The sequence below is a fragment of the Proteiniclasticum aestuarii genome (assembly GCF_017368455.1).
Classification (GTDB): Bacteria; Bacillota; Clostridia; order Clostridiales; family Clostridiaceae; genus Proteiniclasticum; species Proteiniclasticum aestuarii.
Map to the genome: position 1 here is coordinate 109,917 of NZ_JAFNJU010000007.1, position 23,492 is coordinate 133,408.

The 23,492-nt window shown below is 44.6% G+C and carries 19 protein-coding genes and 1 pseudogene; 17 read left to right on the forward strand and 3 right to left on the reverse strand.

The window, feature by feature from the left end:
- Positions 1-4: 4 nt before the first annotated feature.
- From J3A84_RS10150 to J3A84_RS10165, 4 genes are all read left to right on the forward strand, one after another.
- The gene (locus J3A84_RS10150; protein ID WP_207599913.1) at positions 5-1,699 is read left to right on the forward strand and encodes a methyl-accepting chemotaxis protein; all 1,695 of its coding nucleotides are present in this window, start codon (positions 5-7) and stop codon (positions 1,697-1,699) included.
- Between the two features lie 311 nt (positions 1,700-2,010).
- Complete coding sequence (locus J3A84_RS10155) at positions 2,011-3,972, forward strand: sensor histidine kinase (RefSeq protein ID WP_207599914.1); 1,962 nt, start codon at positions 2,011-2,013, stop codon at positions 3,970-3,972.
- The gene (locus J3A84_RS10160; RefSeq protein ID WP_207599915.1) at positions 3,969-5,084 is read left to right on the forward strand and encodes a response regulator; all 1,116 of its coding nucleotides are present in this window, start codon (positions 3,969-3,971) and stop codon (positions 5,082-5,084) included. The genes J3A84_RS10155 and J3A84_RS10160 overlap by 4 nt, the downstream gene beginning before the upstream one ends.
- 132 nt (positions 5,085-5,216) lie before the next feature.
- On the forward strand, positions 5,217-6,155 hold the full coding sequence (locus tag J3A84_RS10165) for an FMN-binding protein (protein WP_242694146.1): 939 nt from the start codon (positions 5,217-5,219) through the stop codon (positions 6,153-6,155).
- A 157-nt stretch (positions 6,156-6,312) separates the two neighbouring features.
- Here the strand turns inward: J3A84_RS10165 and J3A84_RS10170 are convergent, their stop codons facing one another.
- Positions 6,313-7,179, reverse strand: a complete 867-nt coding sequence (locus J3A84_RS10170) for an ROK family protein (protein ID WP_207599916.1) — start codon at positions 7,177-7,179, stop codon at positions 6,313-6,315.
- Positions 7,180-7,403: 224 nt separating this feature from the next.
- On the opposite strand from J3A84_RS10170, the pseudogene J3A84_RS10175 reads away from it, so the two are divergent.
- The 13 genes and pseudogenes from J3A84_RS10175 (at position 7,404) to J3A84_RS10235 (ending at position 20,625) form a co-directional block, all read left to right on the forward strand.
- Positions 7,404-7,887 (forward strand): annotated as a pseudogene (locus J3A84_RS10175) (MerR family transcriptional regulator).
- Positions 7,865-8,989: an RNA-guided endonuclease InsQ/TnpB family protein gene (locus J3A84_RS10180; protein ID WP_207599917.1), complete on the forward strand. Its 1,125-nt coding sequence runs from the start codon at positions 7,865-7,867 to the stop codon at positions 8,987-8,989. The pseudogene J3A84_RS10175 and the gene J3A84_RS10180 overlap by 23 nt, the downstream one beginning before the upstream one ends.
- Positions 8,990-9,211: 222 nt before the next feature.
- Positions 9,212-10,195, forward strand: coding sequence for a LacI family DNA-binding transcriptional regulator (locus J3A84_RS10185; protein WP_207599918.1), 984 nt, complete (start codon positions 9,212-9,214; stop codon positions 10,193-10,195).
- Positions 10,196-10,653: 458 nt separating this feature from the next.
- Positions 10,654-12,036 carry a PTS transporter subunit EIIC gene (locus J3A84_RS10190; RefSeq protein WP_207599919.1) on the forward strand — a complete coding sequence of 461 codons (1,383 nt, stop codon included), beginning with the start codon at positions 10,654-10,656 and terminating at the stop codon, positions 12,034-12,036.
- A gap of 49 nt (positions 12,037-12,085) precedes the next feature.
- Complete coding sequence (locus J3A84_RS10195; protein ID WP_207599920.1) at positions 12,086-13,441, forward strand: glycoside hydrolase family 32 protein; 1,356 nt, start codon at positions 12,086-12,088, stop codon at positions 13,439-13,441.
- Between the two features lie 189 nt (positions 13,442-13,630).
- Positions 13,631-14,122, forward strand: a complete 492-nt coding sequence (locus J3A84_RS10200; protein WP_242694147.1) for a very short patch repair endonuclease — start codon at positions 13,631-13,633, stop codon at positions 14,120-14,122.
- A gap of 176 nt (positions 14,123-14,298) precedes the next feature.
- Positions 14,299-15,354, forward strand: coding sequence for an SIS domain-containing protein (locus J3A84_RS10205; RefSeq protein ID WP_207599921.1), 1,056 nt, complete (start codon positions 14,299-14,301; stop codon positions 15,352-15,354).
- 14 nt (positions 15,355-15,368) lie between these two features.
- The gene (locus J3A84_RS10210) at positions 15,369-15,788 is read left to right on the forward strand and encodes a PTS sugar transporter subunit IIA (RefSeq protein ID WP_207599922.1); all 420 of its coding nucleotides are present in this window, start codon (positions 15,369-15,371) and stop codon (positions 15,786-15,788) included.
- A gap of 11 nt (positions 15,789-15,799) precedes the next feature.
- Positions 15,800-16,285: a PTS sugar transporter subunit IIB gene (locus J3A84_RS10215; RefSeq protein WP_207599923.1), complete on the forward strand. Its 486-nt coding sequence runs from the start codon at positions 15,800-15,802 to the stop codon at positions 16,283-16,285.
- Between the two features lie 12 nt (positions 16,286-16,297).
- Complete coding sequence (locus J3A84_RS10220) at positions 16,298-17,080, forward strand: PTS mannose/fructose/sorbose/N-acetylgalactosamine transporter subunit IIC (protein WP_207599924.1); 783 nt, start codon at positions 16,298-16,300, stop codon at positions 17,078-17,080.
- Positions 17,073-17,891 (forward strand): PTS system mannose/fructose/sorbose family transporter subunit IID, encoded by an 819-nt coding sequence (locus J3A84_RS10225; RefSeq protein ID WP_207599925.1) that lies wholly within the window; start codon positions 17,073-17,075, stop codon positions 17,889-17,891. Before J3A84_RS10220 ends, J3A84_RS10225 begins: the two co-directional genes overlap by 8 nt.
- A gap of 326 nt (positions 17,892-18,217) precedes the next feature.
- On the forward strand, positions 18,218-19,870 hold the full coding sequence (locus J3A84_RS10230) for a BglG family transcription antiterminator (protein ID WP_207599926.1): 1,653 nt from the start codon (positions 18,218-18,220) through the stop codon (positions 19,868-19,870).
- A gap of 20 nt (positions 19,871-19,890) precedes the next feature.
- Positions 19,891-20,625 carry a sulfite exporter TauE/SafE family protein gene (locus J3A84_RS10235; RefSeq protein ID WP_207599927.1) on the forward strand — a complete coding sequence of 245 codons (735 nt, stop codon included), beginning with the start codon at positions 19,891-19,893 and terminating at the stop codon, positions 20,623-20,625.
- 118 nt (positions 20,626-20,743) lie between these two features.
- Here the strand turns inward: J3A84_RS10235 and J3A84_RS10240 are convergent, their stop codons facing one another.
- Together J3A84_RS10240 and J3A84_RS10245 are read right to left on the reverse strand one after the other, a co-directional pair.
- Positions 20,744-21,181, reverse strand: coding sequence for a VOC family protein (locus tag J3A84_RS10240; RefSeq protein WP_207599928.1), 438 nt, complete (start codon positions 21,179-21,181; stop codon positions 20,744-20,746).
- A 174-nt stretch (positions 21,182-21,355) separates the two neighbouring features.
- Positions 21,356-22,987 carry an ADP-ribosylglycohydrolase family protein gene (locus J3A84_RS10245; RefSeq protein WP_207599929.1) on the reverse strand — a complete coding sequence of 544 codons (1,632 nt, stop codon included), beginning with the start codon at positions 22,985-22,987 and terminating at the stop codon, positions 21,356-21,358.
- Positions 22,988-23,492: the final 505 nt, after the last annotated feature.

A 23,492-nucleotide genomic window follows, 5' to 3' on the forward strand; every position in this document is an offset into this window, starting at 1 on the left:
CGCTATGAAAATCAAATGGAAAATCGCATTAACCTCATTCACGCTGATTCTGATCCTGACAGTATCCATTCTCTGGACGACCCAGGGGCGGATGGGGGATCTCTTCAGTCAGGAAACCAGAAAAGAGCTGGAAAACTATTCCAAAATCGGCGCTACTCAGTTGGACTCCTACTATCCAGGTCAGTGGTCGCTGAAAGATGGCGTGCTCTATAAGGGAAATGCGAAAATCAATGAGAACTACGACTTTGTAGATGATTTTACCAATGGCACCCAGATTCTGGCGACACTTTTTGCAGTGGATACCAGAGTGTCCACAAGCATCAGAGGAGAAGACACTAAAAGAGTAGTGGGAACAAAGGCTTCAGAAGAAGTGGTCCAGAAGGTCCTTGTGGAGGGGGAAGTCTACTCCGGTCATGCGGACATTTTAGGAACTTCTTCTCAGACCTATTATGTACCCATCCGAAATGGAGCCAACGAAGTCATCGGCATGTGGTTTGTAGGAGTCTATACGGATGTGAAGAATGAAGCGTTGACAACCATCATGTACTTTATCTTAGGACTTGCTCTTCTGTTTCTTGTGCTGGGTTTTGTCTTTTCCTATATGCTCGGAAAGAATATCGCCAGAGGAGTAGGCTACAGCCAGAATCATCTGAAAGAAATGGAACAAGGAAACTTTAGGTTCGATATTCCTGAAAATCTCCTGAAGAAGAAAGATGAAGTAGGAGACATGGCCAGATCCTCCAGCCATATGAAGGAGAAGATTGCGGGTATCATCAAAGGCATTCAGAAAGAATCCAAAGCGTTGAAAGGAATCGGCGTGCAGTCAGCGGAGCGAACGGAGATGATCCACTATAATATTCAGGATATTTCTGCAACTACGGAGGAGCTATCCGCCAGCATGGAGGAAACCTCCGCTGCATCGGAAGAAATGACGGCTTCCGCCGATGAAGTGATGAACCTGGTGGAGAACATGCAGGATAAGACCGTAAGGGGCAGTGCGTTCTCAGAAGATATCAAAAGCCGTGCGGAAAAACTGAGGGAAGCTGCTGTTTCCTCCCAGAAGAATGCAAAGGACATCTATGAGGAGACCAATCAGAACCTTCGGGAATCCATCCGTAAAACCAGTGCCATCAATGAAATCAAGGAGCTCTCCCAGACTATTCTTGCCATCACTTCCCAGACGAACCTTCTTGCACTGAATGCATCCATAGAAGCTGCACGCGCCGGGGAAGCGGGAAGAGGCTTTGCGGTAGTTGCAGATGAAATCCGTGTGCTGGCAGAAAACTCCAAGGAAGCGGTTTCAAAGATCAACGACATCACCTACAATGTCTCCGATGCAGTGAGTGGTGTAGTGAGGGATGCGGAAAGGCTTCTTGCGTTCATGGACAACAATGTGATCGGAGACTATGAGATGCTGGTGACTACCAGTGAGCAGTATAATGAGGATGCCAACAAGGTCAAAAATATGGTTCATGAAATCAGCGAAATAGCGGATATTCTTCTTGGCTCCATGGAGCAGATCAGAAGTGCCATCATGGATGTTACTAGAGCTGCTTCCGAAGGGGCAGAAGGCTCTTCACAGATTGCCCAGAAGATTTCTGATATTGCCATCCAGACCAACGATATTGTAAGTCTTTCTCTTGAGAGCAGAGGCAGTGCGGAAAAGATGGATGAAAGTATTGGCTTTTTTCAGATTTAGAGAATTGTAGAAATCTGAATCAGAAGTGAAAAAATGAAGCATAGAGGATCCCGGATCAGGACTGAAAAGCAGTTCCGATTCGGGATTCTTGCGATAAGGTGAATAATACGTATAATATTTCGACATCAGCAATGAGTAGTGTAAGAACCTTCACCGAACTTGCCATAAGCAAGACTATAAAGCCCTAATAAATTCGCGGAATATCATACCATTATGTATTATAATAATCCGATTTCAAGGTACGCTGTGAAAAACTATGATAGAATATAAACGAAGTTTTACTTGTAGATAATAAAGAAAGGTGATGAGAGATGACGTATAGGATCAGTGAGCAAGAGACTGAAATGATTTCCAGAAGATATAAAATCATCCTTTCCATCCTGGCAGGGCTTATAGGCGTTGCGGGTCTTTTTTTATCCATCCGCCTGGATTTCGGCGGGTCTAGACTGAATTTCGTGTGGAGCATCGGGATGCCTCTTCTTGTGAGCCTTTCCTGGGGACCCTGGTATGGCCTGCTCAGCGCAGTGGCTGGAGGCACTTTTCTCTATCCTTTCATTCTGGGGTTTTCCAACGGATGGGCCTCCATTGTACCGTCTCTGTCCTTTCTTATATGGATCGTTCTCCATGGAAAAGGAGCCCAGTGGAGGAACCGCGGGAAAAGTTTCCGGAATAATCTTTATGTACTCCAGATGGTGTATGCCCTGATCCGGTGGCTGCTTTACATGACTTTATTTCCACTGCTTCTTCAATGGAATCCTCCTGTCTGGAATCCGGAGGCGTTGACGCAGATCAGCCAAAGCATTCTGATGCTTTTCGCGGTGCGAGGCATCATCATGGAATCGGTGCTTCTGGCAGTGTGTGAGGCCATGCTCCTGCTTCCACCAGTCCGAAGGGTCTTCAGAGGGAAGAGCGGCTCTTCCAGCAGATACAGCATGAGAATCATGGGTGGCATGGTTGCCTTCGGGCTTCTGTTCATCCTGTTCATTCTTTTCATACAGAATGCCATCATCGAAGGGAAAACCCTGGCCCAGTGGTTTTATCCTCCGGATGATAAAACCGGACTGACACTCTTTCTCTCTGTGATTCTGTTCATCATCATGGGAGGCATAGCCGTCCGCTATTTTCAGCAGGCGCTTGAAAATCAGGCGTCTCTCAGGAAGAGCGAGAAAAAGTATATGACGATTTTCGAGAGCATCCATGACCTGTATTTTGAAACCACAGGAAAAGGAGAAATTCTCATTGTCTCTCCCTCTGTGAAGGGGATTCTCGGATATGAGGCAGAAGAGCTTCTGACTATGAATATCCATGAACTCTATATGGATCCTTCTGTGCGGGAAGAGCTTCTTTCCCTTCTTGAGAAAGAGAGGGAAGTCAATAATTTTGAAGTGGTGATGCTCGGAAAGGATGGAGAAAAACATTATCTGTGGCTCCATGCAAGACTGGAGAGGCAGCAGGAAAGCGAGAAGATCATCTCTGTGGGGAGAGATGTCACAAACTATCAGCATGCCATGATGGAAGTGCAGAAGCTGAATCGTGAACTGAGCCAGAGAGTAGAGGAGAGGACTAAGGAGCTGCAGAAAGCAGTCTCGGAGCTGGAAGGGTTTTCCTACACCATTTCCCATGATCTGAAATCCCCGCTGAAAGCCATTGACGCATACACGATGATGATGCAGGAGGAACTGAGTGAAGCGCTTTCGGGAGAATCTCTGGATATGATGAATCAGATCCGGAAAACAACCAGTGAGATGGTCGAGCTCATCAATCAGCTGCTTCAGTATGCCCTGGTGGCGAAGAAGGAACTGACGATGGAAAAGCTGTCTGTGGCGGAGGAGATGCTTTCGGTATATGAGGAGCAGCTGGCAGGAAACAGCCACCGTAACATCCTCCTGAAGATGGAGAAGTCCCTGCCACACCTATGGGCGGATCGGATACTCTTTCGGCAGGTTCTGCGCAATGTGCTTTCCAATGCAGTGAAATTCACATCCACAAGAGAGCAGGCGATAATAGAGGTATGGGCGGAAGTGATGGATACACACTACACGCTATTCATCCGTGATAATGGGGTGGGCTTTGATATGAATCACGCAGGAAAGCTCTTCGAGGTGCTGCAGCGCATGCACTCTAAAGAAGAGTTTGAAGGCACTGGAATCGGACTGGCCACGGTGAAAAAGATCATGCAGAAGCATGGCGGAGAGGTGTTTATGGAAGGGCAAGTCGATGGGGGTGCAGTGGTGCAGCTGATATTTCCGAGAAAGGGGAGCGAAGAGACATGATGAGAAGCTTTAAAGTCATGATTGCAGACGACATGGAGGTGTTTCGAAGACAGATCCGGCGTCTGCCCTTCTGGAAGGAAGAGACGCCCTTTGAACTGGTGGCAGAGGCCTCTGATGGGGTGGAAGCCTTGAAGTTTCTTCAGAAGACGCCCGTGGATCTGCTCATCACAGACATAAAAATGCCCAGAATGGATGGCCTGGCTCTATTAAAAGAAGTACGGTCTCAGAACCTTGCAGCATGTGTGGTGTTCCTCAGTGATTATGCGGAGTTTTCCATTGCCAAAGAAGCCATTCAGTACGGCATCTTTGATTATCTTGTGAAGCCGGTGAAGGAAGAGGAGATGAGCGCGCTTCTTGAGAAAGTGCAGGCTTATCTGGAGAAGGCGGAGCAGGAAGCGCTGGAGAAAAGAAAGCTCAAAGAGAGGATTCTGGAGAGTGTTTCCCTTTACTATCCCACAGCAGGCACAGCAGAGATCATCCGAATCATACTGAAAGGCAACGGAGATCTCAAAGCAGAAGTGCATGACCTTATTCAGACCACTTTTGAGGCCTTAGGGAAGGATCTGGTGAGAACCGGGCTGGTTCTGGATCAGGTTCTTGTGGAAGTTCTGGAAAGGATGGAGGAAGAAGTGCTTTGGATTCAGACTCTTTATCCACTGACCTCTTTCTACAGAAGAAAGCCTTCCAGAACGGCCGATATGGACTCTATGGAGAGAGAGCTTCAGGAAGTTTTTGGCAGGATTTCGGGAAAGATTCGTTATCTTGTGTCACCAGAGGATGAAAATTCGCTGATTTCGGACCTTCAGCAGTTTATTCTTCTTCATGTCGAAGAGCGCCTGACCCTGGACCGGCTGGCAGAAGAATTCTTTCTCACGAAGAACCATCTGGGAGAGGTGTTTAAAGAAAAGACGGGCATGACCCTTGGAGCGTATATGCTGCGGGCGAAGATCCAGCGGGCCAAAGTGCTGCTTCAGGAGGATCTGAGAGCCTATGAGATTGCAGAGCGGCTTGGATACCAGAGTGCGGAATATTTTGCGAAGCAGTTCAAGAAAGCCACGGGAGAAACTCCTTCAGAATACAGAAGAAGAATAGACGAAAAAGGCGAAGATTGATTGTGAAATAACAATCCTGTTTTTATAGGGGTTCCATCCTTGTTTTGTCCATGTTGCCCGGAAGATAATCCGAGTATGATAAATATGTAGCAAGAACAGGAAAAATGCAAAAGCAGATAAGGAGAACCGCATATGAAAATCAGAATGAACATTCTTAAAGGTATAGCAAGCCTCAGTGTACTGGCGCTGGTCACAGGATGCGCGGCAAAGGAAGCCCCACCTGCAGAAACCCCTACTGCAGAAGAGAAGCCTCAGGCTGAAGTGGCTGAGTCCGCGGACTGGAGTATCCAGCCAAAACTGGGACTGGTCAAAGGCGACTACTTCCGTGTGGAAGAGCGTTTCAGACAGGGCCATCTGGGTATACTGGAAGTGGTGAAAAGCGGCGAGGAAATCGTTCACGTGGAGTTCAATGAAATGACACGTCCCAATTATTACAACCGTTTCTACCAGAACGTGCCTAAGCGTATGTCCGAGTACAACTTTGACATGAAGGATAAGAAAGGCGCTGCCTGGATCGAGAGTGTTCTTCTGGTGGAGAAGCAGATGATGGAAGAGCAGAGACTCACCGGAGAGTTTGATGTGGTATCTGGTGCATCCAACAGCATCAATCAGTCCATGCTTCCTCTGGCTGAAAAGCTCACTGCTCTGATGGAAGAGCCTGCTTCAGAGCAGTATTATGCCATCTCCGAGAAACTGGAGGGCGGACTTACGGGACGGCTGCAGGTGACGCTCAAGGACAAGAAGATCACGTCAGTGAGATATGATGAGATCTTTGCGGATGCGGCGGCGGATATAGAGTCAGCAGCGCAGAAGAAGTATTTCGGTCTGTCCAAATATGATTCCGTCAGATATGATGAACCGTCAAGAATCGGATTCAATGTGCAGATGGATGCGCTGAACGCGAAAGTGATAGAGACCCAGGATCTTCTGGATCTCAGTGAACTTCCTGCCATTGATGAGAGCGGAAATTATGCTTCCAGCGGATTCACTGTGAGAAACGGTGCCTGGGACAATTATCTCAAGCTTGCAGGTACGCTTCTGGAAGAAATGAAAGCAGATGGCAATTTCTAAACAATTGATATAGATTAACTACGCAAAAATGCACTGAAGCAGTTCAGTGCATTTTTTGCGCCTAAATGAATGTTTCAAGAGACCATGGATAAAAGAATCCCGAATCAGCACTGGATCACCAGTTCCGATTCGGGATTCGTGTTTATTGAATGGGGAACTACTTCGCCATGAGGGCCAGTGCCAGAGCACCTTTGATGCCGGACTCTGCGCCCAGGGACGGTGTGACGATGTAGCTGTCAAGACTGCTCAGCTGATCGGTCTTGATGTATCCATTCAGCTTCTTCTCAAGGATCTGCCTGATTTCAGGCAGCATATGGGTTCTTGCCATGACGCCTCCGCCCAGAACGATCTTTGTGGGGGATAGGACCAGAATATAGCTCATAAGGGCTTCTGCCATGTATTCGGCGATGAAGTGGAAGGATTCATGATCGTCTGGGATGTCGATGCCTTTCATGCCGGTTCTTCCTTCGTTGGCCGGTCCTGCCGCAAGGCCTTCCAGGCAGTTCTCATGATAAGGGCAGGCGCCATTGTAAGTATCTCTTGGGTTCTTCGTGACAAGAACATGGCCCATTTCCGGATGAAGCATGCCGTTGTGGATTTTTCCGCCAATGACATATCCCCCACCGATGCCTGTACCCACAGTGATATAGAGCAGGGTGTTTTCCTTCTCGTAGGCGCCGAAGGTGACTTCTCCAAGGGCAGCGCCGCTGACATCTGTGGAGATCTCCACTGGAACCTTCAGGTTCTTCTTCAGATTGCCTAGGATATCATAATCCGACCAGGCAAGCTTGGGGGTGGAGGTGATGTAGCCGTACTTCTCTTTCTCCTTATTCAGTTCCAGAGGACCGAAACATCCTATGCCAAGGGCTTCAATGTTCTTGTCTCTGAAGAATGCATAGATCTCCGGCATGGTTTCCTCCGGAGTTCTGGTGGGGATGGATAGTTTCTCTTTGAGTTCGCCTTTTTCGTTGCCGACTGCCAGAACGAATTTGGTTCCGCCTGCTTCAATTGCACCTAAAATCATTTTTTATTACCTCCTGATGGTTTGTTTTACGATCTGTTACAGTTCACGTTCTTTTTCATCTTCTTATTACTATAGTCTTTCAAGTTGCCGACTCTGTCAATGAGATACTGTGAGATTTCTTTCGCTGGGGGCAAAATAACAGTGACTATAACATTACAAGTGTTTATATAAATATATTTAATTACTTCAATGTTTAGGTTATGCTAGAAGAAAGAGGTGATTATATGAAGTATTATACGATTGGTGAATTTGCAGAGCTAATAGGTAAAAATGCTCAAACATTAAGAGAGTGGGATAAAAAGACTTGTGTAAAGCACACCATATATCTCCAACTGGCTACAGATACTATTCTCAGGAACAGCTAAATCATTTCTTAGGCATAAGAGGTGTTGAAGTTAAAAATAGAAGGATAATAGGATACTGAATGAGCTAATAGATTTGATCACTGATACAGAGGTTGAGAAAATAGTCATTCTATACAAGGATAGGTTATTAAGATTTGGGTTTGAGTTGGTAGAGAATTTATGTGAAAAGTAGGGTACTACTATTGAAATAATAGACAACACCGAAAAAACTGAGGAGGAGCTAGTTGAGGATCTAATTCAAATTGTGACTGTATTCAGCTGTAGGCTTCAGGGAAAGAGAGCAAATAAGGCAAAGAAGATGATTAAGGAGTTGTTAGAGAATGATTTTGGGGAGGAAAGTTAGGCTATTTCCTAGTGAAGAGCAGGAGAAGGCCTTATGGAGATCTGCTGGCACTGCTAGGTTTGTGTATAATTGGACTTTAGCGAGACAAGAAGAAAACTATAACAATGGAAATAAATTCATTTCTGACAATGATTTGAGGAAAGAGATTACTCAGGTGAAGAAGGAAGATGAGTACAGGTGGTTAAGTGAGGTTTCAAACAATGTAGCAAAGCAGGCAGTAAAAGATGCCTGTGCTGCTTACAAGAGGTACTTTAAGAAGGTGTCTGAAAAACCGAAGTTTAAGAGTAGAAAAAGGTCAAAGCCTTCATTTTACAATGACAATATGAAAATTAAATTCAGGGAGAGCAGTGTATTATTAGAGAAGGTTGGTTGGGTAAGTATAGAGAAAAATCAGATTCCATTAGGGAAGAAGTACAGTAACCCCAGAGTTTCCTATGATGGGAAATACTGGTATATAGCTGTTGGAGTAGAAATGGAAAAGCCTGAGTTAGAATTGACTGGTGAGAGCTTAGGTATTGATGTTGGGATTAAAGACCTGGCAGTATGTTCTAATGGGAAGGTATATAAGAATATAAACAAAAGTAAAGGGATGAGGAAGAAGGAGAAGAAGCTACGTAGGTTACAGCGTCAGGTGTCCAGGAAATATGAGATGAATAAGAGCGGAGAAAAGTTCGTAAAAACCAGTAACATAGTGAAACTGGAGAAGCAAATTAAGTTGGTTCATAGGAAAATTAGTAATAAAAGAAATAACTATTTGCACCAGACGACAAGTGAGATCGTGAAAACCAAACCATCTCGAGTTGTTATGGAGACTCTTAATATTAGAGGTATGATGAGTAATAGACACTTAGCAAAGGCTATTGGTAAGCAAGGCTTATACGAGTTCAGAAGGCAGCTGAAGTATAAGTGTGAGTTTAATGGGATAGAATTTGTAGAGGCTGATACCTGGTATCCATCATCCAAGACCTGTAGTGAGTGTGGGCATGTAAAAACAAGACTGTCACTATCAGAAAGGACTTATATCTGTGAGGAATGTGGCTGTGTTATAGACAGGGATTATAACGCTAGCATAAATCTTTCGAGATATGGATTAGCAGCATAATCACCTGAAAGATAGCTGTTAATATGTACCATGCGTTGTATGGGAATTTACGCCCTTGGAGTGTTATATCAAACGAAAGTAGCCTAGGCGAAATCGGACACGATGAATGGGGAATTAAACAAAACTATAGAGTTCTATAATGTTTTGGCAACGGTTATTGGTGGGATACATGCTTTGTGGTATGATTATTCTAAATACAATAGGCAAAGGGGGTGTAGGGAAATGGTTACAATCAATGATATCGCGAAGCTTGCCGGGGTTGCCAAGAGCACGGTGTCCAGGTACCTCAATGGAGGGTCAGTGAGCCGGAAAACCAAGGAAACACTGGACCGGATCATCGCGGAGACGGATTATGTGCCCAACACTTTTGCCCAGAGCCTGAAGATCAAAAAATCCAATCTGGTGGGCACCATCATTCCAAGACTCAATTCCTATGCCACCAACGAAATTCTGGGCAGTGTGGACCGGGCGCTGAAGGAGAAGAACTATCAGCTGCTCATCACCAATACGGACCAGGATGTGGACCGGGAGGTGGAGAACCTCTATGCGCTGTCCAGGCAGAAAGTGGCCGGCATCATCCTTCTTGCCACGGTAGTGACCAAAGCCCATCGGGAAGCCATCAGTAAGATCGGTATTCCTGTGATCCTTCTGGGCCAGAGAAGCGATGCCACCTACGCCATCGTCCATGATGAGCTGGATGCGGGATATCATATCGGAAAGCATGCAGTGGAGCTGGGTCATAAGGAGGTGCTCTATGTGGGAGTCACGGAAACCGATGAAGCCGTAGGCAGACTTCGTAAAAAGGGTGTACTGGATGGACTTTCCCTATCCGATGATGTCCATGTGGAGGAAGTCGTGGTGGATTTCAACTACGACAAAGCCTTCCAGTTTCTGAAGGATTATCTCAAGGGCTCCAAGGCCACCTACATCATCTGCGCCACAGACAACATTGCCATAGCCGCCTACAAGGCTTCGGTGTCTTTAGGGAAGAGCGTGCCTGAGGATGTATCTGTTTCAGGCTTCGGCGGGTATTCCATCACAGATCTCATTTCTCCTTCCATCACCACGGTGAAGTATGCCTACAAGGAGATGGGAAAGATTGCGGTGGAGAATCTTCTGCGCATCATAGAGGGAGAGGAGATTCCAAGAAGAATCACCTTAGGATGCGAGTTTCTGCCCAAGGAATCCACCATCGCAAGAAAATAGTGAATTTGAGGATCTGAAGTGAGTTGCTTCAGGTCTTTTTTTCATGCCTTTCTTAGAACGAATGGGAATCCTGAAGCGGAGTCGTTCTTAAAATGGAAATCTGCTGAAACCGGTCCTCGATATGGAAGATGGAGTGTGAATCTGTTAATTTTTCCTGATACCCTTTACAAACGGAAAAGTATCCGCTACAATAATATCAATTAGAACCGGTTCCAATAATCAGAAAATAACACAAACGGAGGAGCATTGCAATAGGGTCCAGGAAATCCTTTACAAAACAGACAGAATACCATGTTGCAAGAGTTGTATCTCATTCATTAGGAGTGAGATACAGCAAGAACATAAGAGCTAGACAGACGAAATCATATATACAGATATTTTAATGGAACCGGTACGAATATCAAGAGCAATCTTGAGGAAGCTGCTGCTACTTATACCAATCATTAGGAGGAAAGAAAATGAAACATGAAAAGTCGATTCAAGACATCCTTGCTGCAGTGGGTGGAGAAGACAACATCAAGAACTTCGAGCATTGCGCCACCAGACTGAGAATCATTCTGAAGGACAACAGCAAACTGGACAAGGATAAAGCGGAGAACGTCACTGGAAGCAAGGGCTATTTCTTCAATACCGGACAGCATCAGTTCATCTTCGGTACGGGAAAGGTCAATGAGATTCATGCGGAGTTTACGCAGATGACGGATAAGGACACCAGCACAACCTTCAAGGAAGATGTCTACTCCAATATGAATACCGGGCAGAAGATCGTAAGAACCCTGGCGGATATTCTGATTCCTCTGATTCCGGCTCTGGTCACCACGGGACTGCTCATGGGTCTTCGAGGACTGCTTCTGGAACTGGGTGTGAATTTCACGCCGACCATGCTGAGTCTGTTCCAGATGCTGACTGATACAGCCTTTGCCTTCCTGCCTGTACTGATTGCTTACAGCGCCACCAAGAAGTTCGGAGGAAATCCCATCATCGGTATCGTTGTAGGTCTTATGATGGTTGCACCTCAGCTTCCTAATGCCTGGGCAGTGGCTGGCGGCAACGCAGAGCCTCTGGCATTCAGCCTCTTTGGTATCGATATTCCTCTGGTGGGTTATCAGGGGTCCATCATTCCGGCCATCGTGGCAGGACTGCTGGTTGCGAAGATCGAGAAGAAGCTAAGAACTTTCGTGCCTCAGATGATTGACCTGGTGGTGACACCGTTTCTGACCCTGACCATCACCATCTTCCTGATGCTCTTCATCTTAGGGCCCATTACTCATACCATGGAGATCTGGGTCACAGACTTCATCGTCATGCTGATTCAAGCGCCACTAGGCATCGGATACATCATCTATGCAGGCCTTCAGCAGGTGCTGGTCATCACAGGACTGCATCATTCTCTGTCCATCATCGAGCTTCAGCTGCTGGCTGATACGGGCACCAACGTTCTGAATCCGCTGGGTACCGCCAGCATGGCCGGACAGTTCGGTGCAGCCATCAGTGCGGCGCTGATCATGAAGGACAAACTGAAGAAGTCCAATGCACTCTCTTCCACCACCTCCACCTTGTTTGGAATCACGGAGCCTCTTCTCTTTGGTGTGAACCTGAGAAGTCTTAGAATCTTCATTTCCGGAATCGTCGGTGGAGCAGTGGGTGGACTGGTCACCTACATCTTCGGACTTACTGCTACAGGCATGGGCATCACATTCATCCCTGGACTTCTCCTATACACCAATTCAGCGGCATCCATGATCCAGTATCTTCTGGTCATTGCAGCAGCCTTTGGTACAGGATTCCTGGTTGTAAGACTTCAGAGTAAGAGAATTTCAAAGGATCTCAACGTTGCGTGAGAAGGATAAAGCAGTGCACTCTTCAGTGGATATAGAGGAGAAGGGAAACATGAACAAAAGAAACAATATAAGTGGAGCCATGGACTTTCATGTGCTCCCCCCGAAAGGGCTTCTCAATGACCCAAACGGGCTCGTTCACTACAAGGGAACCACCCATATCTTCTTTCAGTGGAATCCCCATGAGACAGACCACAGCTATAAGTGCTGGGGGCATGCCACCACGGAAGATCTCATCCGCTATACCTATCATGAGGCGGCGCTTCTGCCGGAAGAATGGTATGAGAAGAACGGATGCTACTCCGGTAGCGGTCTGGTTCATGAAGACAGGCTTTATCTTTTCTATACGGGAAATGTAAAGAATGAGAAGGACGAGCGGGAAAGCTACCAGTGCGTGGCGGTATCGGAGGACGGATTTCACTTTGAAAAGCTGGGACCGGTGATCCGGGACATTGAAGGATATACGGCTCATGTGAGAGACCCCAAGGTCTTCCAGCATGAGGATGGACTGTTCTACATGGTGCTGGGTGCCCAGAGAGAGGACCTCACTGGGGACACCATCATTTTCCGGTCAGAGGATCTTCTGAAGTGGGATTTTCTGGGCTCGCTTTTGGAGGAAAAGGAAGATCTCGGCTACATGTGGGAGTGTCCGGATCTCATAAATCTTAAAAATAAGAGTGTATTCATCTTTTCTCCCCAGGGGCTGGAGCCTGAAGGGGAGAAATACAGGAATATTTTCCAGACAGGATACTATACGGGCACCTTTCAGAATGGCGTCTTCAGAAAAGACGATCACGACTTTACCGAAATGGACCGGGGCTTTGAGTATTACGCACCCCAGAGCTTTGACTACCCGGATGGAAGGATTCTTTCCATGGGCTGGATGGGTACCATGGAGAAGGAGAAGGAAGAGGCACTGCCTACGGTGAAGGGCGGATGGGTGCATCATTTATCCATCCTCAGAGAGCTGAGCCTGTCTTCTGATGGAAGACTCCTCCAGAAACCTGTAAGAGAGCTTGAAAGCGCTCGGGAGAGGGTCTTAGAGGAGAAGAGAGACAGCATTAGGGTAGAGATTGAAACCCCCTTTGAGGTGAACCTGAAGGCATCAGATAAAATGAAAAGACTGGAACTACGCTATGGAGGAGATCTGAAGCTAAACTTAGACGGTTCTAGTTTCAGAGTGGAGCGCAGAGACTGGCTTACTGGTGAAAGAGAGTATCGCAGTGTGGAGCTTACAGAAGGCCTTACAGCGCTTCAGATGCTCGTGGACCACACCAGTGCGGAGATTTTCATAAATGGTGGAGAAGAAGTGTTTTCTCTTCGGTTCTTCAAAGAGGAGGAGAATCATGAGCTTCTGATCACTGGGGATGAGGACATGGAGATAGGGCTGTACAGACTGGTGTTCTAAAAATTTGAAGAAAGCGCTGCGTAGTGTAGTGCTTTTTTCCTATTGGGAGAAATCATTGAAGTCATAAGAACTTTTCTGTGTAGGAGAAGCTGCATGTATGATGAGACTTCGAATGTGATATACTTCAGGAAAAGAGCGATTTCTTAAGCGACAAGAATAAACAGGTTCGTATAACCTGAGAAATGGATTTTGAGTAGAGAAGTGATGAAAGCCATGGATAAGATCAGTCCGGAAGCAAGAAGCAGGAATATGTCTAAAATCAGAGGAAAGAATACGGAGCCTGAAAAATACATACGAAGGCTTCTTTATCATGCCGGGTTCCGGTACAGAATTCACTACAGGGACCTTCCAGGGAAGCCGGATGTGTACTTCAGTAAATACAGGACAGCCCTATTCATCAACGGGTGCTTCTGGCACAGGCATCTGGGCTGCCGGTTTGCTACCACTCCGAAGTCGAACAAGGAATTCTGGGAGAGTAAATTCGCTAGAAATGTGGAAAGAGACAAGGCTGTCGATGAGAAACTGTTAACGGAAGGATATAAGGTTATTGTCATCTGGGAATGCACCGTCAGACAGATGATGAGGGATCATGATTATGAGAAAGAAATTCTTGCTGTATTGATTCGTGAAATAAGAAAGGAACCTTCAGGCCATAAAAAGCACCAGCCCGTTCATCTATAGAAGGATGAGGCTGGTTTTTTACGTTGAGGATTCTACTGAAGTATAATGATAAAGGAACACAGGACATGCTTTAAAACTTGCACCCTTTAGAGTGCAAAATGCGAAATTGAACGGATATTTGAAAACGATATAATCAAATTATGTCAATCAACAAATATTCAGAACAAGGAGAATGTATGGGAACTTTATTAAATTGTATTGAGATGATTCCTGAAAAGCTTGAAAAGATCGTCAAGCATCATGAACATCTTTTTGAGCAGCTGGAGTCTTATATTGATAAAAAAGAGATCAGCAGAATATCCGTTGTTGCATCAGGAACATCCTATAATGCTGCGATGACATCCAAACGATTCGGAGAGCATACCCTGAATCTTCCGATTGAGGTCATATATCCAAATACTTTTATGCACTATTACAATGAACATTTTATGCAAGAAGATGTGTTGTATGTTTTCATTTCACAGACTGGCACAACGAAGCTGGTTCATGAAGCGGTGAAGAGGGCTCGTGATCGAGGATTAATGAATATTGCCATTACAGAAAATGACCAGTCGCCCATAGCTCAGGCGGCATCTCTTTCGATCAATATGGGTACAGATATGGAAGAGTATGTATATCGAACAATCGGGTACTCTGCGACATATACAACCATGATATTAATATACCTTTATCTGAAATCACTGGAAGGAGATTCTATCAACTCTCATATAAGTGATCTGGAAAATGCTGTTGATCACATCACTGGTATTGTCGATGAAACTCATCTTTGGTATGATGCCCATGCGGGTGCGATTGCTCAGTTTGATAAGTTTATATTTGCGGGAGCATCAGATCTTTTGCCCGTGGCGATGGAAGCGGATATAAAGTTCATGGAGATGGTTCCGGTTTTCACTAATACCTTTGAAATGGAAGAACTGATTCATGGCCCCCAAAATGCATTTGATCAGAGCATAGGCTATTTCCTTCTATCAAAAAAGGCAATAGATGCTGATAAAGCTTCCAATATAGCAGAGTTCATTCTGAAGGAAATCGGCCCCAATGCCATGATGGTTGGTGATGCCGAACAAGGAGGAATGAACATGAATCTGTCATTTCGCAGCAGGAACTTCTACCCGCTGGAAATAATCACTGTGTTTCAGGTTCTGGCTTATCGGATAGCTGTGGACAGAGGAAGAGATCTGAAGCAACGCATCAATGGCTCAGTAACGAAATATATTCAAAAATCTTTATAGAGACAGGAGGAACAATGCTTAAAATATTATTGGTCAGTCATGGTGGTTTTGCGGAAGGAATTGCAAATGCTGCAGAAATCATTATGGGGAAACAAGAACAACTTAGTTATATTAATGCATACACAAGCGACATCACTTATGAAGAACAATTTGATGAGTACATGTCTTCAGTAGATCTTGAGAAAGACAAACTGATCATCGTAGCGGATCTTTTCGGTGGCAGCGTCAATCAGAAGACGATGAAAGGCATAGATATGAAGAAAGTAATCTTAATCACTGGATTATGTCTGCCTATGCTCCTTGAATTGCTGATGCTGGATGAAGCTTCGGCCAATCTGGATGAGGTCAGAAGAATTACAGAGATGTCCAAATCTGGGCTGCTTGTTGTAAATGACCTGTCTGAAGAGACTTCAGGAGATGACTTTGATTTTTAGGGGGTATTAAAATGATTATAAAAATGAGAATTGATGACCGCTTGCTGCATGGTCAGATTGCATACAGCTGGAGAGGAGAGCTGAATTATGAAGCCATCGTCATCGCAAGTGATGAAGCAGCCAATGATGAAATAAGGAAAGCAGCCATGAAGATGTCAACACCGGATGGTGTAAGGCTTGCAATCAGGAGCGTTGAGGAAGCTGCGAAGCTTGTGATGAATCCGAAACTTGAGAAAATGAAAGTGTTTCTGATCGTAGCAAATCCAAAGGATGCCTATCGGTTATATGAAATCATTAAGGAACGTCCTTCTTTGAATGTCGGTGGTATGGCAAAAGCGGAAGGGAAAGTCTCGTTTTCTCCAGCAGTTTTCACATCAAAAGAAGACCTCTCATATCTTGATAAGATCGAAGCTATGGGGATAGAGATTGAAGTACGTCAAGTGCCTTCAGAGACAGTAAAGAAATATCAGACTTTAAGAAAAAAAATCAGCGATTAGGAGGAGTAAAGTATGGGAGCAGCAGTAGCAGTAGGATTGACTTTGGCCGTCATATGGTTTATTGAAAAAATGACGGGGACTTCCATGGTTGCAAGGCCAATAGTAGTTTCGTCGGTTATCGGCATACTATTAGGCGATGTGACCACGGGTGTTATTATTGGGGCATCATTAGAACTGATTTTCATGGGAGCCATTCAGATAGGAGGCGCAGTTCCTCCAGATCCATTATTCGGATCTGCATTGGGTACTGCTTTCGCCATTCTGACCGGCGAAGGAATTGAGGTTGCCTTGGCTTTAGCACTGCCTATAGCCATTCTGGCACAGTCACTTAAGGTCGTTGTATTTATTGTACGTAGCTGGTTTATGAGCTATGCAGTGAAAATGGCGGAAAAGGCCAATATCAGAGGCCTTATCGCATTAAACATTGGTGGTCTGCTGATGCAGTGTGCATTGTATTTTGTGGTAGGATTTACTGCCATCAGTTTCGGTTCAGCAGCAGTACAGGTTTTTGTAGATAATATTCCTGAGGTGCTGATGAACGGGTTGAAGGTATCAGGAGGATTACTTCCAGCAGTAGGATTTGCACTTTTATTAAAGCCGATGATGAACAAAAGCAATTTTCTTTATTTTCTTATGGGCTTCATTCTCGTGTCCTATCTGCAATTACCTATGCTCGCCATTACAATTATCGGAGTAGTATTATCGTTTATTGTGGTGTTTGAAAGAGCGGATATGCAGCCGGCAACGGTACAGGCTTCAGCGGATGATGAATTGGAGGGACTATTTGATGAATAATGAGCTACTTTCACCAAAAGAAGAAAAGAAGATGCTTCGTGAACTGTTTTTAAGTTCATTTGTTCTGGAAGCATCCTACAACTATGAACGTCAGCAAAGTTTAGGTTTTGCTGTAGGGATGTGGCCTGCAATCAAGCGTTTCTATAAGACAAAAGAAAAGCAGGCGGAAGCATTGCAGCGTCACCTGGCGATTTTCAATATCACGCCTCATCTAGCACCGACAGTTACAGGAGTGGCAACAGCCATGGAGGCAAAAGCCAGTCAGGATGAAGAATTCGATGCGAGTTCCATCAACAGCATAAAAGTTGGCCTCATGGGACCCTTGTCTGGGATAGGTGATTCCATATTCTGGGGAACCCTTAGGGTAATAACCGTAGGTATCGGGGTTTCGCTGGCCAAGGATGGGAATATCCTAGGACCGATTCTGTTCCTGCTGCTCTTCAACGTGCCTCACCTGCTGGTTCGATATTTCGGCCTTATCTTTGGCTATCGATTTGGAACCAACCTGATCAGCAGCGCAAGTGAGTCAGGCATCATTACGAAGATGTCCAAAGCGGCTACCATTGTAGGTTTGACAGTAATCGGCGCCATGAGTGCTTCTATGGTGAAGATGAAGACAGCTTTGGCGGGTAATATCGGTGGAGTAGAGTTTGAAATGCAGTCCTATCTGGATCAGATCTTCCCATTATTACTGCCGCTGCTTTACACCTTGTTCATGTTCTGGATGCTGAAGAAAAATCAGAAGCCCACTACATTGCTTCTTACTTCTATAGCGATAGGTATCATAGGAGTACTCCTTCAGATTCTGTAATATTTTCATTGTGATATAATGGTGATTGCTACATGTAGCATTCCATTATGGAGGTCATGAAAATGGAGAAATACGGATTATCAGGGAGACAGATTCTCATTATCAATAATTTATATCTGAAAGGGACACTACGGGCTCAGGATTTATCCTTGCTGATCAATGTGTCCCTTCGGACTGTTAAGTATGAGATCAAGGAAATCAAGAGAAAGCTGAATGATGAAAGGGTGCAGTTAATCAGTTCGCCAAAAGGATATGCAATCTGTATCCACAGTGCGGAGTTTAAGGGATATCTGGAAGAACTGAACACATCAAGAAAAATCAAAGTCATGGACACCCTGCAGGTACACTACTATGATCGGGTATTCTATATATTGAGGAAGATGCTCTCTGAAGAAGGATATGTGAAGTTTGAAGATCTTGCTCAGGAAATCTATGTGAGCCTTTCGACTTTGAATCATGATATCAAAGAGGTCAAAAGAATTCTGGCGAAATTCGATCTGGAAATCCTGTCTCGTCCACATTATGGGGCACATCTCAAAGGCTTGGAGCAGAATAAGAGACTCTGTATATCCGAGTATATTTTCTACAATGAGAATATTTTTGTGGAGCAGTATCTAGAAAAGGCAAGGGATAGCATTTCTGTTGAGATTAATGATATCGTCGAGGTGGAGGACATCCTAAGGACATGGGCTGCAACAAATGAGGTCGTACTATCGGATACATCAGTTCATGATATCTCTATTCAAATCATCATAGCTATGATCAGAAATAAACAGGGATATGTTATTGATGTAGAAGATGAATATATCAATAAAATTCAAGAAGAACCTCTCTATGATGAAATGAAGTGCTTGGTGGAGGCTATAGAAAGCTTCCTCGAGTATAAGTTCGATCTGCAGGAAAGAGGGTATTTTTTCATGAATATTGACAGCAAGAGAGTGATTGCGTCAAGCAATGGAGATGACTTTCTACGGGATGCCTGTATGGATAATGTCTTGGATGCTGTGTTTGCTGAGATTTATAACAACTTTGACATCGATATTTCCAAGGATACCATGCTTAGAAGATTTCTTGCCCTGCATATACTCCAAATGATAAAAAGAATTCGGAATAACCTTACGGCAAGAAATCCTATGGTTCATGAAAGTCTGAAGAAATATCTCTATGCAACAAAAGTGACGATCTCTGCCGTTTCGGTAATAGAGGAGCATTACTCGGTTAAGATTCCTCTTGATGAATTTGGTTATCTGCTTTTTTATTTCAACATGGCATTGTTGAATCTCAAGAAAGAAAGAAGTTTTTCGATCGGTTTTATCAGCTCTCGTGGAAGAGCTGAATCCATGATGTATGAGAATGAGCTGAAATCAAGCTTTTCCAATGCGAGCATTTTTCGTTTTTCCAGTCTCGAAGAGGCCGAGGCTCATCATCATATGATTGATCTCGCAGTTTCTGTGAGTCCCATTAAGTCAAATATATTGTCTCGAATAGTGTCAGTGGAAGATGGGAATCACCTGATGAGAATTCAAGAAACGCTGGAACGACTAGATTTGTATACTCTTGAGGTGCAGAAGTATTTTAAACCTGAATTCTTTCTTAGAAATATTACGGGGAGTTCTAGAACTGAAGTGCTCACCAATATTTATGAAAAACTGAAAGGCCTTGGTGTTATTGAGGAGAATTATCCCCGGAAGCTTCCTTTTGTTTCTCATGAAGTGGGAAATAGAGCGGTTCATATTCAGGACTTGTATAAGTACCTTCGAAAAGAAGTGTGTCTGGTAGCGGTGCTGGAAAAACCGATCTACTGGGAAAGAAGTGTTGTTGAGGTGCTGTTTCTTATTAAGACAAAAAAAGATGGAGATAAAGATCTGTTTATCCTATGCGACTTGTTTTCTGCGTTTTTTTCTGACAAGAGTAGGGTCAACCGTTTGATCAGCGAAGGAGACTATAAGGAGTTTATGGAAGACTATCTTCAATATTAGATAGAAGGAGAAGGATACGGTTGGTTATTATTGCTTTGGGAGCCATTGTCCTCATGGCTCATTTTTTAGAAGGTGTAACGGGATTTGGTTGCACGGTCATTGCTTTGCCCTTTGCAATCGCATTGATTGGCGTGAAGACAGCTGTTCCCGTTCTAACCATTCTCAGCTGGATCCTGGCTTTATATATTGTCGTCACAGACAGAAAAGCCATAGTGGCCAGTGAATATTTCAGGATTCTAGCACGGGTGATGCTGGGATTACCTGTGGGTGTTCTGCTTTTCGCCTCCCTCCCGGAGGAACCTCTAAAGGTCATACTCGGTGTTTTTATGATTGTAATCGCAGCTGGTGGACTTTACAAAGCTTATTCAAGAAGAGCAAACAGCTTTGATGTGGATAGCAAGATTGGAAAAAGATTGATGAACACAATGCTCATACTGGGTGGAGTGATTCATGGTGCATTCAGTTCAGGAGGCCCCTTTATTGTTGTATATGCAACGCAGAAGCTGACTGAGAAGAGTGCTTTCAGGGCAACTTTGAGTGCAATCTGGTTGACATTGAACAGCATCATCATTGCTACAAATATGTTAAACAGAAGCTATGATGCGGAAGCGGTCCAAACTCTTCTATTCATGATTCCCTTTCTTTTGGTGGGTGTCCTGTTTGGGAACATTGCACATAAAAAGATAAAAGAAAGCGCATTTTCGAAATTGGTTTATAGTGTACTACTGGTATCAGGAGTATTTATGTTTGCTTGAGCACATTGTATATTAAGAGTAAATGAATTAAGTGATAAACTTCAAGTAACAAAGAACACCAGCCCATACATCTTTAGGATGATTGGGCTGGTGTTTTCAGTTTATCTGGTTCATCCTATCACCCATCGGTTTCACTGTCATACACCATGATTTCCCAGTAGATGCCGAATTTGTCGCAGACTCTTCCGTAAAGCGGACTCCAGAATGTTTCTTCAAGGTCGGAAATGACAGTACCACCATTTTTCAGCTGGTCAAACAGGTTTCTGATGACTTCTTCCTTGGGATCGGAAATAAGCAGGGACACATTATTGCCCTTGTGGAAAGAACGCATACCTGAGCCGGGGTATACATCCGAAAACATCACCGTCGTACCGCGAATCAGAAGACTTGTATTCATAACCAGATTCTCTGCGTTTTCAGGAGAAGGCATATTGGAGTCATCGGGCATCTCAGCATAGGTGGAAATGTGTTCTTTTGGGGTTTTAAAAACATCAGAGTAGAATTCTACTGCTTCTCGAGCGTCACCGTCAAAATATAGATATACTTCTAAAGCCATGCTTTTCACTCCTTTCATGTATCGAATCTATCATAAGGGTTCAACATGAATGGGGTATTTCCATTTCTTTGCTATTTATTGACAATTTCATGAAGTCTCCATATGGGAGGGGAGCTGATATCCTTGGATGGAATACCAGGCCTTCCTTCTGAATCAGCCTGGTATTCCATGAAATTATTCTTCGATATTCTCTTCTTTGGGCTGTTCTGCTGTGAAAAAAGCAACCAGGCTCTCCCAGTTGGGTGGGAAGGCGTTTCGTCCACTCCAGATAGTCCCACGATGTCCCGTGTATCTAACGGACAGTGTCCAGCTAGTTCCATCCACAATCCATGGATCCGTGTATTCATGATTCCAGTGCTCTACATGAAGGGCTTTGAACTGCTTCAACAGTTCTTGGGAAGCTTCCTCGGATAATTTTCTCGACACTTTCGAACCATCCCTTTTTGAAGAAGTTACAAGGATGGCACCTTCTTCTAAGAATTCCAGGTGATATCGGGTATCACCTTCAAAGAAACCACCGAATTCAAAGATGATCTCTTCCGGGTTGGTCAGATATTCTGGAGCTTCGATGGATTTGAGCTTTTTCAGAAGGGTAAGGAGGGAGCCATCCTGGAGAATAATGAACAGCTGCTCTTTGTCCACCCTGTGAATTCGAAGCATATCCATGAGAATGGAGAGAATCTGATTTTCAGTCAAGGAGTCTGCAGGAGCATATCGGAAGGCGTCGTGCTCCCAGGGAATCATTGTGCTGATGGACAGAGAATCTGAACAGGTGAGGGTATACGCCAGGCGATTTTCAAGAAACTGGAGAAATTCTTCTGCGAACTGATCAGCCAGCTCGTTGAAAGTCGGTATTGGTCTTCGGTATGTTTTTTCTGGGGGATCCTTCTTCTCTGGATGCAGTTCTCCCATGGACTGGAGTTCCATGATCTTTCCAATGTATTTTGTCAGAAGATGAAATCTGCAAATTTCCCGATCCCGTCCCATGAAGGTCTGCCATTCATCATAGAGATCATAGAGCCTCTCATCCAGATAAGTCAAAGCTTTCTCTATGATCCAGGAGGGAACGCCATAGTAGGCTTCTGCAATGGAACCAGTGATGGCAGCGAGGGTATCGCTGTCTCCCCCTATAGAGATAGCGGTTCTGATGGCATCTTCGAAGGAGGTGGACTCCAGGAAAGCCGTTATGGCCTGGGGTACAGTATCCTGACATGTTTCATTGAACTCGTAGGTGTCCCTGATTTCATCGATGGTGAAATCAAGCGTGTAATAATCATGTTCGATTCTTCCTCTGATTTCATACTTCGTATAGCCTTTACGGGCCATGAAGATGCATAGGGCAGTGGCTTCTGCACCCTTGAAGCCTTCTTCATGATCATGTGAGACCGAAGTGATGGCTTCAGAAAGAGCTGTGACTTCTGCTTCTGTTTTACACGCAAACCCCACAGGGCTGATGCGCATGGCTGCCCCGTTTCCATAGCTGTGATAGGGTTTCGGGGCATGACTGAAGACCCAGTCGTGGAATCTGCCTCCATACCCGCAGTGAGGATAATTCCGTCCGATTTTCTGCATGTACTTCACTGTATTTTCCTGAAGCAGAGACAGATATTCATAATCAGAACCGATCAGCTCTAAAGATGATGTCTTCGTTTTTTCCGTTTCCATGATGGCTTTTGCTGCAGCAAGGGTCATGATGCTGTCGTCCGTGACGAAGCAGTCCTCTGCAAAAAGCTCGAAGTCCTTACTCCGATGATTATGGAATTCAAATCGTGAACCAACGATATCTCCTATGATGGCTCCTATCATGATTGGCACCTCCAAACATATTTTCGAGTCTGAAACAGGAATACTTAGTTTCAGCATACTCTTTATGATTTCACTATACGTTTTCATGTGTACTGAAAGAAGGACAATGGATAGAATAAAATAATAATAACAATATAGACTGGAAGAGAAAGGAGAGCTTCTTCTCAGGGCAGGAGGTGTACGAAAGCGATGGTGTTTAGCTTCAGTTGAAAGGAGTGGAATATGAGCGGATGTCTGACTGGTCTGTTATGGATTGTATTTTTCCCCATCATGGTCATTTATGATCTGGTCAGGAGACAGAAATGACGCAACGTATCTCTGGCGTCATGAAACATAAGTGATACATGAAGAGTAGTGGTGTCGGAAAACCCAGGCATTTGGATTCAGTAAATGTGGATCCGAATGCCTGGGTTTTTATGCGGTTTTCTTATTCTCATACAAGTAATTGATCTCTTTGAAACACAAGTATCGCATAAGTTGATTTAATCAACTAAAATATCATCAG